The 11,684-nt window shown below is 72.9% G+C and carries 14 protein-coding genes and 1 pseudogene; 7 read left to right on the top strand and 8 right to left on the bottom strand.

What is annotated here, in order from left to right; genetic code table 11:
* A partial coding sequence (locus OO52_RS17640) for a cbb3-type cytochrome c oxidase subunit I (RefSeq protein WP_037670785.1) occupies positions 1 to 421 on the bottom strand: 421 nt, incomplete at its 3' end.
* 246 nt (positions 422 to 667) lie between these two features.
* Between OO52_RS17640 and OO52_RS17645 the strand changes: the two genes are divergently transcribed.
* Positions 668 to 1,036 (top strand): hypothetical protein, encoded by a 369-nt coding sequence (locus OO52_RS17645; protein WP_051818672.1) that lies wholly within the window; start codon positions 668 to 670, stop codon positions 1,034 to 1,036.
* A 282-nt stretch (positions 1,037 to 1,318) separates the two neighbouring features.
* On the opposite strand, the gene OO52_RS17650 is transcribed toward OO52_RS17645, so the two are convergent.
* Positions 1,319 to 1,699, bottom strand: a complete 381-nt coding sequence (locus OO52_RS17650; RefSeq protein ID WP_030648070.1) for a hypothetical protein — start codon at positions 1,697 to 1,699, stop codon at positions 1,319 to 1,321.
* A gap of 43 nt (positions 1,700 to 1,742) precedes the next feature.
* Positions 1,743 to 2,489, bottom strand: coding sequence for an arsenite methyltransferase (gene arsM / locus OO52_RS17655; RefSeq protein WP_030648073.1), 747 nt, complete (start codon positions 2,487 to 2,489; stop codon positions 1,743 to 1,745).
* 105 nt (positions 2,490 to 2,594) lie between these two features.
* Between arsM and OO52_RS17660 the strand changes: the two genes are divergently transcribed.
* The 5 genes and pseudogenes from OO52_RS17660 to OO52_RS17680 all read left to right on the top strand — a co-directional run bounded on the left by OO52_RS17660 (position 2,595) and on the right by OO52_RS17680 (position 6,772).
* Positions 2,595 to 2,972: an ArsR/SmtB family transcription factor gene (locus OO52_RS17660; protein ID WP_030648076.1), complete on the top strand. Its 378-nt coding sequence runs from the start codon at positions 2,595 to 2,597 to the stop codon at positions 2,970 to 2,972.
* A pseudogene (locus OO52_RS17665) lies at positions 2,969 to 3,652 on the top strand (aquaporin); the annotation flags it as partial. The gene OO52_RS17660 and the pseudogene OO52_RS17665, both read left to right, overlap by 4 nt.
* A 316-nt stretch (positions 3,653 to 3,968) precedes the next feature.
* Positions 3,969 to 4,400 carry an arsenate reductase ArsC gene (locus tag OO52_RS17670; protein WP_030648082.1) on the top strand — a complete coding sequence of 144 codons (432 nt, stop codon included), beginning with the start codon at positions 3,969 to 3,971 and terminating at the stop codon, positions 4,398 to 4,400.
* Positions 4,401 to 4,506: 106 nt separating this feature from the next.
* Positions 4,507 to 5,451, top strand: a complete 945-nt coding sequence (locus tag OO52_RS17675) for an RNA polymerase sigma-70 factor (RefSeq protein ID WP_030648083.1) — start codon at positions 4,507 to 4,509, stop codon at positions 5,449 to 5,451.
* A gap of 127 nt (positions 5,452 to 5,578) precedes the next feature.
* On the top strand, positions 5,579 to 6,772 hold the full coding sequence (locus OO52_RS17680) for an NAD(P)/FAD-dependent oxidoreductase (protein WP_030648086.1): 1,194 nt from the start codon (positions 5,579 to 5,581) through the stop codon (positions 6,770 to 6,772).
* 276 nt (positions 6,773 to 7,048) lie between these two features.
* Here the strand turns inward: OO52_RS17680 and OO52_RS17685 are convergent, their stop codons facing one another.
* From OO52_RS17685 to OO52_RS17705, 5 genes are all read right to left on the bottom strand, one after another.
* Positions 7,049 to 7,531 (bottom strand): DUF5994 family protein, encoded by a 483-nt coding sequence (locus OO52_RS17685; RefSeq protein ID WP_234337841.1) that lies wholly within the window; start codon positions 7,529 to 7,531, stop codon positions 7,049 to 7,051.
* Between the two features lie 16 nt (positions 7,532 to 7,547).
* Complete coding sequence (locus tag OO52_RS17690) at positions 7,548 to 7,853, bottom strand: SCO5918 family protein (RefSeq protein ID WP_030648092.1); 306 nt, start codon at positions 7,851 to 7,853, stop codon at positions 7,548 to 7,550.
* A gap of 87 nt (positions 7,854 to 7,940) precedes the next feature.
* Complete coding sequence (locus OO52_RS17695) at positions 7,941 to 9,464, bottom strand: DEAD/DEAH box helicase (protein WP_030648094.1); 1,524 nt, start codon at positions 9,462 to 9,464, stop codon at positions 7,941 to 7,943.
* 178 nt (positions 9,465 to 9,642) lie between these two features.
* On the bottom strand, positions 9,643 to 9,846 hold the full coding sequence (locus OO52_RS17700) for a cold-shock protein (RefSeq protein WP_007383480.1): 204 nt from the start codon (positions 9,844 to 9,846) through the stop codon (positions 9,643 to 9,645).
* 228 nt (positions 9,847 to 10,074) lie between these two features.
* Complete coding sequence (locus tag OO52_RS17705; RefSeq protein ID WP_030648097.1) at positions 10,075 to 10,413, bottom strand: MerR family transcriptional regulator; 339 nt, start codon at positions 10,411 to 10,413, stop codon at positions 10,075 to 10,077.
* Between the two features lie 405 nt (positions 10,414 to 10,818).
* Between OO52_RS17705 and OO52_RS17710 the strand changes: the two genes are divergently transcribed.
* The gene (locus tag OO52_RS17710) at positions 10,819 to 11,517 is read left to right on the top strand and encodes a hypothetical protein (RefSeq protein ID WP_051818673.1); all 699 of its coding nucleotides are present in this window, start codon (positions 10,819 to 10,821) and stop codon (positions 11,515 to 11,517) included.
* Positions 11,518 to 11,684: the final 167 nt, after the last annotated feature.

The following is an 11,684-nucleotide window of genomic DNA, read 5'->3' on the forward strand; positions in this document are numbered from 1 at the left end:
CGATGAGCGAGCCGAACAGGTACAGCCAGTAGGCGAACATGTTCAGCCGGGGGAACGCCACGTCGGGCGCTCCGATCTGCAACGGCATGATCCAGTTCGTGAATCCGGCGAACAGCGGGGTGGCGAACATCAGCAGCATCACGGTGCCGTGCATCGTGAACAGCTGGTTGTACTGCTCGGGAGAGATGATCTGGAGCCCCGGGCGGGCCAGTTCGGCCCGGATGATCAGCGCCATCAGCCCGCCGACCAGGAAGAACCCGAACGACGTCGTCAGGTACAGCGTGCCGATCGTCTTGTGGTCCGTGGTCGTCAGCCACTTCACCACGACATTGCCGGGCTGCTTGCGCCGGACCGGCAACTCGTTCTCGTACGAGTCCTCGGCTGCCGCGCCACCGCCCTGGGGTTCGTTGAGGATGCTCACAAGTCGTCCGTCTCCCGATGCTCGCCGTCCGCCCACGACAGGACGTCGGTCACCCGCCATCCTCACCACGCGAGCCCGCCCCCGGGCCCCTGAGCGTGCGACGTGCGGCCATTCGGATGACGGATACACCCGACCGGCCCAACGAGCCACGACCGCGCGGCCGGCCGACACCGTCCCGCCCCCGCCCGTTACGATCGCCCTTCCCGTGCCGGCCGGCACCGCGGGAACGAGGGGGGAGCCAGCCTGATGTGGGACGGCGCGTTCTACCGCGTTCGACGCGACGGATACGAGATCTGCTTCGTGCCCGACGCCGGGGTACCCCTCGACGAGATCGACGACGTCGACATGTGGGTGCTCTTCGACAACGGGGAACGCTGGTCGGGCACGATCTACACCCTGGACAACGTCCGCCGCACGATGGACCGCTGGCGAGAGACCGGTGAATGCCTCGACGGCCGGTACTTCTACGTCTGGGACGGTCTCATCGTCCGCGACCGAGGCATACCCGAGATGGTGGACGCCGTGGACGACCTCGTCCGCGACGGCTCGTACACAAGCGTCTTCCGGGACATGGGCCGGGAAGACCCTGAAGGCCCGGAAGACGTGGACGGCTGAGGCCCCTGCCCCCGTCGAGGGAGGACCCCCCGGGGCTCGGCAACGCCGGGGGCGGGGCGCGTCGACGACCGGCGGGGGCGTTGTCAGTGCCCCCGGTTATGGTCCTCGGCGCGCGGCCGGTTTCCGGGGGTTCCAGCTCTGGAGGGGATGGCTGCATCCCCGGTCTGTGCGGGGGCGGCCCGGAGAGGTTGTCCGGGACCCAACCCACGGCCGGGCTTCGTCGATGGCCAGGGAACGACCTGTCAGCGCCGGCCGCGCACCCTCTCCCCAGCGAGGGGCCCGTCAGGGGGCGGGTTCGATGTCCCCCGCGAAGACGATCATCTGGTCGATGCGGTTCGTACCGGGCCGCAGGTGCACCACGTCCGTCCCGGCCAGCCGCGGTCCGCCGTCCGGTGTGGTGAAGACCCACTGGTAGCGGGCCCACTCACCCGGCATGTCCACCGCCGAACAGCGGACCATCGTGCCGGCGCCGGCGGGGTGGCGGCGGATGTCCAGCACGAACCGTTCGACCGCCTCCACCCCCTCGCTCCGTCCCAGCGGACCCCAGAACACCACGTCGGAGGTCAGGGCCTGGGACAGCAGGGAGATCACCTGACCGTCTTCCCGGGCGTTGAACGCGGAGAGGAACATGTCGATCGCTGACTGCGCGGCTTCTTCCAGCATGCAGCAGTCATATCAGCCGCGCCCCGGCGCGGCCGACGGCCTCTCAGGGCTTGACCGCGCGCACGACCGCGGAGTGCATCCCGTCGGCCACGGGGTGGGTCGGCGTGATCTGGACGTCGGTGAACCCGGCGGCCTCCAGCCCGGCCCGGTACTCGGCGAAGGACAGGGCGCCGGCGATGCAGCCCACATGGTCGCCGCGCTCGGCCCGCTGCGCGGGGGTGAGGGTGTCGTCGGCGACGACGTCGGTCACGCCGATGCGCCCGCCCGGCCTCAGCACACGGAAGGTCTCGGCGAAGACGGCCGGCTTGTCGACGGACAGGTTGATCACACAGTTGGAGATCACGACGTCGATGGTGCCGGCCGGCAGCGGGACGGCCTCGATGGTGCCCTTGAGGAACTCCACGTTCGTCGCCCCGGCCTTCCGCGCGTTGGACAGCGCCAGGGCGAGCATCTCCTCGGTCATGTCCAGCCCGTACGCCTTCCCCGTCGGCCCGACGCGGCGCGCGGACAGCAGGACGTCGATGCCGCCGCCGGAGCCGAGGTCGAGGACCCGCTCGCCCTCGCGCAGCTCGGCCACGGCGGTCGGGTTGCCACAGCCGAGGGAGGCGGCGACGGCCTCGGCGGGCAGCGTCTCGCGGTCGTCGGCGGCGTAGAGGGCGGAGCCGAAGTGCTCGTCCACCTCGATCGGTCCGGGCCCGCAGCAGGCGGTGCCGCCGTCGGTGACCTCCAGGGCGGCGGCGGCATAGCGCCGGCGGACGGTTTCGCGCAGGTCGGTGGGCTGCTCAGGCATGACTCACTCCTGGGTGACGGGGCACGACGGTGCCCCGGAACGGCTTGTATTGACGTTCGTTGATGCAACCTTGCGCCTTGGTTCGAAAAACGTCAACATAGACGCATGTCGAAACAAGAGCTTGAGGTGATCGGCCAGGACGAGGGCACCGCCTGCTGCGCGGGAGTGTCCACGGCCCCCCTCGACGACGAGCGGGCCGCCGAGCTGGCCAAGGTCTTCAAGGCCCTGGGCGACCCGGTCCGGCTGCGGCTGCTGTCGATGATCGCCTCCCGTGAGGGCGGCGAGGTGTGCGTGTGCGAGATGACGCCCGCGTTCGAGCTGTCCCAGCCGACGATCTCCCACCACCTCAAGCTCCTGCGCCAGGCCGGCCTCATCGACTGCGAGCGCCGTGGCACCTGGGTCTACTACTGGGTGCTGCCGGGGGCCCTCGACCGTCTCGCGGCGTTCCTGGCGACGCCCACGGCCGCCGGGGCGCACACGTGACCGCCTCCCTGGGGCGACGGGCCCTGGCCGAGGCCGTCGGAACGGCCGCGCTAGTCGCGGTGGTGGTCGGCTCCGGCATCCAGGCCACTGGACTGTCCCGGGACGTCGGCGTGCAACTGCTCGCCAACTCGCTGGCCACCGTCTTCGGCCTCGGCGTGCTCATCGCCCTGCTCGGGCCCGTCTCCGGCGCCCACTTCAACCCGGTGGTCACACTGGCGGCCTGGTCCACCGGCCGCCGCACCGGCGACGGGCCCGCCGCGCGGGACGTGGCCGCCTACGTCCCCGCGCAGATCGCGGGAGCGGTGGCGGGCACGGTCCTGGCCGACGCCATGTTCGGCGAGCCGCTGGTGCGGTGGTCGACGCACGACCGCTCGGCCGGGCACCTGGTGCTGGGCGAGGTCGTGGCCACCGCCGGCCTGGTCCTCGTCGTCCTCGGCCTGTCCCGGGCCGGCCGCGCCCCCCTTGCCCCGGTCGCGGTGGCGTCGTACATCGGGGCGGCCTACTGGTTCACGTCCTCGACGTCCTTCGCCAATCCGGCGGTGACGATCGGCAGGGCGTTCACGGACACGTTCGCCGGCATCGCGCCCGGCTCGGTCGGGGCGTTCGTGGCGGCGCAGGTGGTGGGTGCGGCCCTCGGCGTGGCGCTGGTGTCCGTGGTCTTCGGCCGTCCGGCCGCCGCACGGGGTCAGGCCACGGGCGCGGGCGGCGACGCCGTCCCGCGCGCCGATGCCCCGGTCGTGCAGGGTGGTACGCCGGTCCTGCGTGCCGATGTTCCGGTCGTGCAGGGCGGTGCTCCGGTCCCACGCGTCGATGTTCCGGTCGTGCAGGGCGCCGCCGTTCCGCGTGCCGATGTCCCCGTCGTCCAGGGCGATGCCCCGCTCCCGCGCGCCGATGCCCCGGCCCCGGCCCCGGCTCCGCGAGGCGAGCCCGGAATCGCCGCCCCCACCCACCCGTGACCACCGCCCCCCATCGATCACCGACCCGGAAGACACCGCCATGAGCACCCCCGCCCCCGCCCCAACCCGCCCCTCCGTCCTCTTCGTCTGTGTTCACAACGCCGGCCGCTCCCAGATGGCCGCCGCTTTCCTCACCCACCTCGCCGGGGACGCGGTCGAGGTGCGGTCGGCCGGGTCGGCGCCCGCCGACACGGTCAACCCGGCCGTCGTGGCGGCGATGCGGGAGACGGGCATCGACATCTCCGCCGAGACCCCGAAGGTCCTGACCACCGACGCGGTGCGGGCGTCCGACGTGGTGATCACCATGGGGTGCGGCGACACCTGCCCGGTCTTCCCCGGCAAGACGTACCTGGACTGGCGGCTGGACGATCCCGCAGGGCAGGGCGTCGACGCCGTACGCCCCATCCGCGACGAGATCGAGCACCGCGTCCGCGGCCTGCTCGCCGACCTGGGAGTGGCGCCCCGCGGCTGACGGCCGCCACGCCGGTGCTCGTCGCCGAAGACCCCGGTACGGGCCGGGGGACCGATGGCCGTGATCCCCCGGTCCCACGCGGGCCCTGGCGGCTAGGATCCCTGGCATGGCCCTGACTCTGAGCGACGTGGAGCGGTTCGAGGCGGCCCGGCCCCGGCTGGAGGCCATCGCCTATCGCCTGCTCGGTTCCGCGAGCGAGGCCGAGGACGTGGTGCAGGAGACGTTCCTGCGCTGGCAGGCCGCCGGCGCCGACCACATCGAGGTCCCCGAGGCCTGGCTGACGAAGGTGCTCACCAACCTCTGCCTCAACCAGCTCACCTCGGCCCGCGCGCGGCGCGAGACCTACGTGGGCCAGTGGCTGCCCGAGCCGCTGCTCGCCGGAGACCCGATGCTGGGCCCGGCCGACACCGCGGAACAGCGCGAGTCGGTGTCGTACGCCGTTCTCACCCTGCTGGAGCGCCTGTCCCCGGGCGAGCGGGCGGTGTACGTGCTGCGGGAGGCCTTCGACTACCCGCACCGGGAGATCGCCGAGATCCTCGACATCAGCGAGGCCGCGAGCCAGCAGATCTTCCACCGGGCCAAGAAGCACGTCGCGGACGGCAAGGCCCGCACCGAGATCGACGAGGCCGCCGCCCGGCGGATCGTCGAGGAGTTCCTGGCCGCCGCCACCAGCGGCCGGACCGAGCCGCTGGTACGGCTGCTCACCCAGGACGCCATCTCGATCGGTGACGGCGGCGGCAAGGTCCCGGCCCGCACGAAGGCCTTCGAGGGCGCGCTCGCGGTCGCCAAGTTCATGCGGGGCCTGTTCAAGCCCGGCAAGGCCAAGCAGAACCTGGTCGGCGGCTCGCCCGAGGTCTACGCCAGTACCGCCAACGGCGAGCCGGCCGTCGTGGCGGTCCTCGACGGTCGGGTCATCGGCGTCATCTGCCTGGAGGTCACCGCCGACGGCATCCGCGCGTTCCGCGGCCAGGCCAACCCCGACAAGCTCGAACGCGCGACCAGGCACTGGGCGGCCACCGACCACGGCGAACCCCTGCTCCACGCCTTCTGATCCCGGGCTCCACGCTCTTCGACCACGCTCCTGATCCCGATGTGAGGTGCTTCACACCGCGTTCCTGTCAGGAAACGGCGGGCCGCCCGGTTCAAGGGGCGAATCCGCTCAAGACAGGAGTCAGGAAATGCAGCACCGCATCGTCGTCCTCGGAGCCGGATACACCGGAGCCATCACCGCCGGGCGCCTCGCCAGGCGGCTGCGCCGCGAAGACGTCGCCATCACCCTCGTCAACGCCGAGCCCGACTTCGTGGAGCGCGTCCGGCTGCACCAGCTCGCGACGGGCCAGGACCTCAAGCCCCGGCCGTTCGGCGAGATGTTCGCGGGCACCGGTGTCGAGCTGAGGCTCGCGCGGGTCACCGGCGTCGACGTCGACCGCAGGACCGTCGCCGTCACCGACGCCAACGGCGCCGGGGAACTGGAGTACGACACCCTCGTGTACGCCCTCGGCAGCGGCTGGAACGACCAGGGTGTCCCCGGCGTGGCCGAGCACGCCCACGAGATCGCCGGCCGTGCCGGAGCGCTGCGGCTGCGCGAGCGCCTGGCCGGGCTGGCGGCCGGGCAGCCGGTGGTCGTGGTCGGCGGCGGTCTCACCGGTCTGGAGGCGGTGGCCGAGATCGCCGAGGCCCGTCCGGACCTCGATGTCGCCCTCGCCGCTCGCGGCGGCCTCGGCGACTGGCTCTCCGCCAAGGGCCGCGCTCACGTGCGCAAGGTCTTCGCCGGGCTCGGCATCACGGTGCACGAGCACACCGCCGTCGCCGCCGTGGCGGCCGACCACGTCACCACCGCCGACGGCACCTCGGTCCCGGCCGCGGTCACCGTGTGGACCACCGGCTTCGCCGTCCACCCGATCGCGCGGGCCACCAGCCTGGAGGTCACCGGCACCGGGCAGATCGTGGTCGACCGGTCCATGCGCTCGGTCTCGCACCCGGACGTGTACGCCGTCGGCGACGCGGCCCTGGCGATGGGCCCCGGCGACAAGCCGCTGCGGATGTCGTGCGCCTCGGGCGTCCCGACCGCCTGGCAGGCCGCCGACGCCATCGCGGCGCGCCTGACCGGCGGCAAGCTCCCGGAGGTGCCGCTGCGCTACTTCAACCAGTGCATCTCGCTCGGCCGCAAGGACGGCCTGATCCAGTACGTCACCGCGGACGACCGCGCGGTGCGGGCGGCCCTGACCGGGCGGATCGCCGCCTTCTACAAGGAACTGGTCTGCAAGGGCGCGGCCTGGGGCGTCGCCAACCCCCTCCTCGTTCCGGCCCCGCGGCGGCGTGTGGTGCGGGAGCGGGCGGATGCGGTGGCACCGGCGAACGCGCCGGCCTGAGACCGGCGTTCGGCACGGGGCTCCGCCATGGGCGGCCGGAAGGCGTCCGGCGCCGGCCGCCGCGCGCACCACACCGGTTGTCGTCGGCGGTTCGGCGGCGACAACCGGGCGGCGCGGGCCGTGGCGGCCTCGTGCGGCACGCGGCTCGTGGCCGAACCGTGTGCCGCACGGGACGCGGTGCGCGTGTCCGGCCCGCTCCGGTTCCGGGTGCCACATCCGGCGTCACCCACACCCGCGAACCGTGATGCACGCCGTTCCACACCCGTGGACCGTGACTCATGTGCCGTCGTCGTCGAATCCGGCCTCGGCGAGTGCCAGCATGTGCGCGGCCGAAAGAGCGTTCCCCGGGTCGGCGGCCGTGCTCAGCAACCAGGTCGCCGCCGCGACCGACGAGCCGGGCGGGACGACCAGCAGTTCGCGGCGGCCCGCCGTGCCGTGGCCCAGGACGATGGCATGCGCCTCCGCGTCCACGGCCGACAGGGCGACTTCGATCACGTGTCCGGGCACCCGGACCAGGCGTGGGGCGTCGGGCCAGGCGACGGCGTCCACGGACACGCGCGTGACGGTGCCGAGACCGGGGTCCAGGGCACCGACCAGCGCCGGGAGCTCCAGTTCCAGCAGGTCGCAGCGCGGCCACCAGGCCCCGCCGAGGGGACCGCGGCCGACCCACGGTGCGAGGGTCAGCCGGGCGGCCGGCATCCGGTAGGTACGGGGCTCGTCCGGGGGGACTTCCCCGGCCGGTGTTCCGGTGGCGTCCACCGCGCGGACCGGGGCGTCACCAGCGCCAGGCGTCCTCGTCGGCGCGCGTGGCCGGGGCGGGCGCGGCCGGCGCGGCCGGCGTGGCCGGGGGCGCGTCGTGGCAGGTGAAGCCGAGCCGGGTCAGTGCCCGGCGCATCTCGCCCGACGTGAAGTCCCGGCGGTCCTGCTTCGTGATCACTTCCCCGACCTGCATGACGGGGTAGACGCGGCGGCCGATGCTCACGGAGACGCCGGTGACCGGTTCGGGCGAGATGCCGCTCATCGACTGCTCGACCTCGCTCTTGATCAGGTCGAAGGGGAAACGGGCGATGACACAGCGCATGGCGGACTCCACAGGGTTGGGGGGCAGACAGCGAGGGATCGACCGTAGGCTCGCCCCGGACGCGGGGAGCGAATCCCGGTACCTGGATTACGAGTTGTTCCTGGGGACGGAGCGACGGGTGCGGGAGGCCGCCCCCCGGCCGGCGGACCGGCCCCGGCGACCGCGCGCGGCGGTTCCGGTGCGCTCGGTCCGTTCGGCGGCCGGCGCGGTGACCGTGACGGGTACGCCGGAGGGGGTGCGGGCGCCGGTGATGCGGTGCAGTTCGGCCTCGCCCGGGCGGACCCGGACGGTGCGCGGGGTGATGCCGGCGTCGGCCATCAGGCGGTCCATCGCGCGGCGCTGGTGCGGCAGGACGAGGGTGACGACCGTGCCGGACTCGCCGGCCCGGGCGGTACGGCCGCCCCGGTGCAGGTAGTCCTTGTGGTCCCCGGGCGGGTCGACGTTGACGACGAGGTCGAGGCCGTCGACGTGGATGCCGCGGGCGGCGACGTTGGTCGCCACCAGTACCGTGACGTGGCCGTCCTTGAACTGGGCGAGCGTGCGGTTGCGCTGCGGCTGGGACTTGCCGCCGTGCAGGGCCGAGGCGCGCACCCCGACGGACAGCAGGTGCTTGGCCATCCGGTCGGCCGCGTGCTTGGTGTCCAGGAACATGATCACCCGCCCGTCGCGGGCGGCGATCTCAGTGGCGGCGGTGTGCTTGTCGTCGTCGTGCACGTGCAGCAGATGGTGCTCCATGGTGCTGACGGCTCCCGCGGAGGGGTCGACCGAGTGCACCACGGGATCGTGCAGGTAGCGCCGTACCAGGAGGTCGATGTTGCGGTCCAGGGTGGCCGAGAACAGCAGCCGCTGGCCGCCGTCGGCGACCTGGTCGAGCAGGGCGGTCACCTGCGGCATGAAGCCCATGTCCGCCATCTGGTCGGCCTCGTCCAGAACGGTGACGGCGACCTGGTCCAGCCGGCAGTCGCCCCGCTCGATGAGGTCCTTGAGGCGGCCGGGTGTCGCGACGACGACCTCGGCGCCGCCGCGCAGCGCGCTCGCCTGACGGCCGATGGACATGCCGCCCACCACGGTGGCGAGCCGCAGCCGCAGGGCGCGGGCGTAGGGGGTGAGGGCGTCGGTGACCTGCTGGGCCAGTTCCCGGGTGGGAACGAGGACGAGGGCGAGCGGCTGCCGGGGCTGGGCCCGCTGCCCGTCCAGGCGGGCCAGCAGCGGCAGGCCGAAGGCGAGCGTCTTGCCCGAGCCCGTGCGTCCGCGGCCCAGGACGTCCCGGCCGGCCAGCGCGTTCGGCAGCGTGGCCGCCTGGATCGGGAAGGGTACGGAGACGCCTTCGGCGCCGAGCGCGGCCAGCAGACGCGCCGGCATGTCCAGCTCGGCGAACGTCTCGACCGCCGGCAGCGGTTCGGTGACGGTGACCGGCAGGGCGAACTCCTGCCGGCGGGTGCCGGAGCGGGCGCCCGCGCCGCTCCTGCGTCCGGTGACCGGACGGGGGCTCTGCCGGCCCTGTTCCTGCGTGCGGGAGCGGCCGCCGCGCGTGCCGCCGGCCGTCCGGGCGGACGCCCGGTCCGAGCGGAAACGACCTGAGTCACCGCCGGTGCGGCGGGTGCGGTTCATGAGGGAACCTTCCTCGATGCGGCGTATCGAGGAATTCCGCTCAGCGGTGCATGAGCCGCGTGTGGATTCACAAGAATGAGCCGACGGAAATGCGAAAATCCGAGCTGGGCCGGGAAAGCAATGGGCTGGGGCCCGCACCCCGAGAGCGCGGGCCCCAGCACCATGCGGCGCGTCAGCGTCAGGCGGGAACGATGTTCTCGGCCTGCGGGCCCTTCTGGCCCTGCGTGACGTCGAAGGTAACCTTCTGGCCTTCCTGAAGCTCGCGGAAGCCGGAGGTGGCGATGTTCGAGTAGTGGGCGAACACGTCAGCGCCGCCGCCGTCCTGCTCGATGAAGCCGAAGCCCTTTTCCGCGTTGAACCACTTCACGGTGCCAGATGCCATATTGAATCTCCCTTTGGGGCAATGCCGGACTCCGCACTTTACGGAGTCGAGTCGCCGCGATGATCACCCCTCCGGAAGAATCCGGAAAGCTCTGCAAAGAAAAAATCTCTGGCAACCAAAACTGCAACTGCTATCACGCTAACACAGGCAGGCCGGAAGCCCCATGTGTTTTCGCGATCGTCCAGGAATTCTCATGCCGTCGCGATCAGGATTTCTGTAGCGGCGGGTCTAGGTATCCGTACCGCGTTCACCGAGCCGCAGACGCATGTCCCGGTTCACGCGGAGGGCGTCGTCGAGCTGGTCCTCCAGCCGGACGATGCGGCACGCCGCCTCGATGGGCGTGCCCTGGTCCACCAGCTCCCGAGCGCGGGCGGCGACGCGGAGCTGGCGGCGCGAGTACCGGCGGTGGCCGCCCTCCGAGCGCAGCGGGGTGATCAGCTCGGCCTCGCCGATGGCGCGGAGGAAGGCGGGAGTGGCGCCGAGAACGTCGGCGGCGCGCCCCATCGTGTAGGCGGGGTAGTCGTCGTCGTCCAGGTTGCCGGCGGCGGGGGCGTTCTCGGCGGGCATGGCACCTTCGTCTCGGGGACGCGGCGAGAGCCCGGGCAAGCGCGGCACCCGTGCTCCGAGGCGTTCGGCGCCCTCCGCGTCGTCCGACAACCCTAACTCCGGCAGCCCAGCAGATCTGTCCTCACCACGACAGACTTCCTCCTCACCCGCCTCGGGCCGCCGACCGCCCCGCGCCTCGGCGGCCCGCCCCGAGTGGCGGAGCCGGGGCGGACACGGGTCAGCGTGCCGCGGCCCTCGCGCGGGGAGCGCGCCCCGGCACCCGCCCTCGGCGAGCCATTCCCGCGAGGGCGCGCGGAGTACGGTGAAAAGCGCCGAGAGTTCTTCGCGCGCCCGTCCCGCACGGTGCCGTTCTCGGCGCACGACGACGCCGGGCCGGCCCGTCCGGACCGGGGCAGGACTCGCCTCATGACCGTGAACGTGCCCGGCCACGGAAGCCGGCAGGGGCCGTCACCCCTGGAAGGGGAGCGCATCCGCCCGCTGTCCCGGTGGCAGATCGAGGACCGGCTGGAGGAGCTGGGCGACCTGTACGCGGAGACGTCCGGAGGCGGTCCGGGCGACTGGAACGAGGGCCGGAGGCTGTTCCTGCGGCGACTCGCGGCCGAGGTGCAGCGCCCCGGGTTCGCCCTGCTGGTCGCCGAGCGGAACGTGCTGGGGGAGCCGCCGGGGCCGGGTCGTACCGCCGGGACCGGGGACGTCACCCGCCGCCGGGAAGGCGTCGTGGTGACGGGATGCGGCTACGGCTTCCCGGTCCACGGGCAGGGACCCTGGTGGCGGGGGCTGGACGGGTACCTCCCGCCGGAGCTGCTGCGGCTCGCCGCCACCGGGAGGCTCTTCGCGGTCTCCGGGCTCGTGGTCCACTCCGGGGTGCGCACCCGGGACCAGGGCCGCGACTGGAACCTCGCCCGGCGCCTCCAGCGCAGGCTGCTCGCCGATCACGCGGCCGGACTCGCCGGCCACCCCGCCGTGCTCGGCGTCACGCTGGCGGACCGGAGCGACACCGCGACCCTCCGGGCCCTGCGGTCCTGGGGCTGGCGCTCCGTCCCGGCCGGCGCCCGGGCCACGCCCCGTTCGGTGCGGTGGCGCGCCCTCGTCATCGGGCCGTGACGACGACCGGACGCCCCGCCCCCTCCGTCCGCCACGTCACACGACCACCGCGCCCCCTTTCGCCAACTTCCTTCTGTGGAACGTCCATTGTCCGAACGCAACTCTTCGTGTTCCACTAATCTCCTTCCGCCACAACGATCACCCGCTCCCGGGCGGCGAGCATCCAT

The sequence above is a fragment of the Streptomyces flaveolus genome (assembly GCF_000716535.1).
Taxonomy (GTDB): Bacteria; Actinomycetota; Actinomycetes; order Streptomycetales; family Streptomycetaceae; genus Streptomyces; species Streptomyces flaveolus_A.

Coding starts and splice junctions, on each gene's coding strand:
- OO52_RS17690 (WP_030648092.1), bottom strand. CDS start 7,853: ATGCGCTGTGTCATCGCCCGTTTCCCCTTCGACCTGATCAAGAGCGAG.
- OO52_RS17650 (WP_030648070.1), bottom strand. CDS start 1,699: ATGCTGGAAGAAGCCGCGCAGTCAGCGATCGACATGTTCCTCTCCGCG.
- arsM (WP_030648073.1), bottom strand. CDS start 2,489: ATGCCTGAGCAGCCCACCGACCTGCGCGAAACCGTCCGCCGGCGCTAT.
- OO52_RS17675 (WP_030648083.1), top strand. CDS start 4,507: ATGGCCCTGACTCTGAGCGACGTGGAGCGGTTCGAGGCGGCCCGGCCC.
- OO52_RS17670 (WP_030648082.1), top strand. CDS start 3,969: ATGAGCACCCCCGCCCCCGCCCCAACCCGCCCCTCCGTCCTCTTCGTC.
- OO52_RS17660 (WP_030648076.1), top strand. CDS start 2,595: ATGTCGAAACAAGAGCTTGAGGTGATCGGCCAGGACGAGGGCACCGCC.
- OO52_RS17710 (WP_051818673.1), top strand. CDS start 10,819: ATGACCGTGAACGTGCCCGGCCACGGAAGCCGGCAGGGGCCGTCACCC.
- OO52_RS17695 (WP_030648094.1), bottom strand. CDS start 9,464: ATGAACCGCACCCGCCGCACCGGCGGTGACTCAGGTCGTTTCCGCTCG.
- OO52_RS17645 (WP_051818672.1), top strand. CDS start 668: ATGTGGGACGGCGCGTTCTACCGCGTTCGACGCGACGGATACGAGATC.
- OO52_RS17700 (WP_007383480.1), bottom strand. CDS start 9,846: ATGGCATCTGGCACCGTGAAGTGGTTCAACGCGGAAAAGGGCTTCGGC.
- OO52_RS17680 (WP_030648086.1), top strand. CDS start 5,579: ATGCAGCACCGCATCGTCGTCCTCGGAGCCGGATACACCGGAGCCATC.
- OO52_RS17705 (WP_030648097.1), bottom strand. CDS start 10,413: ATGCCCGCCGAGAACGCCCCCGCCGCCGGCAACCTGGACGACGACGAC.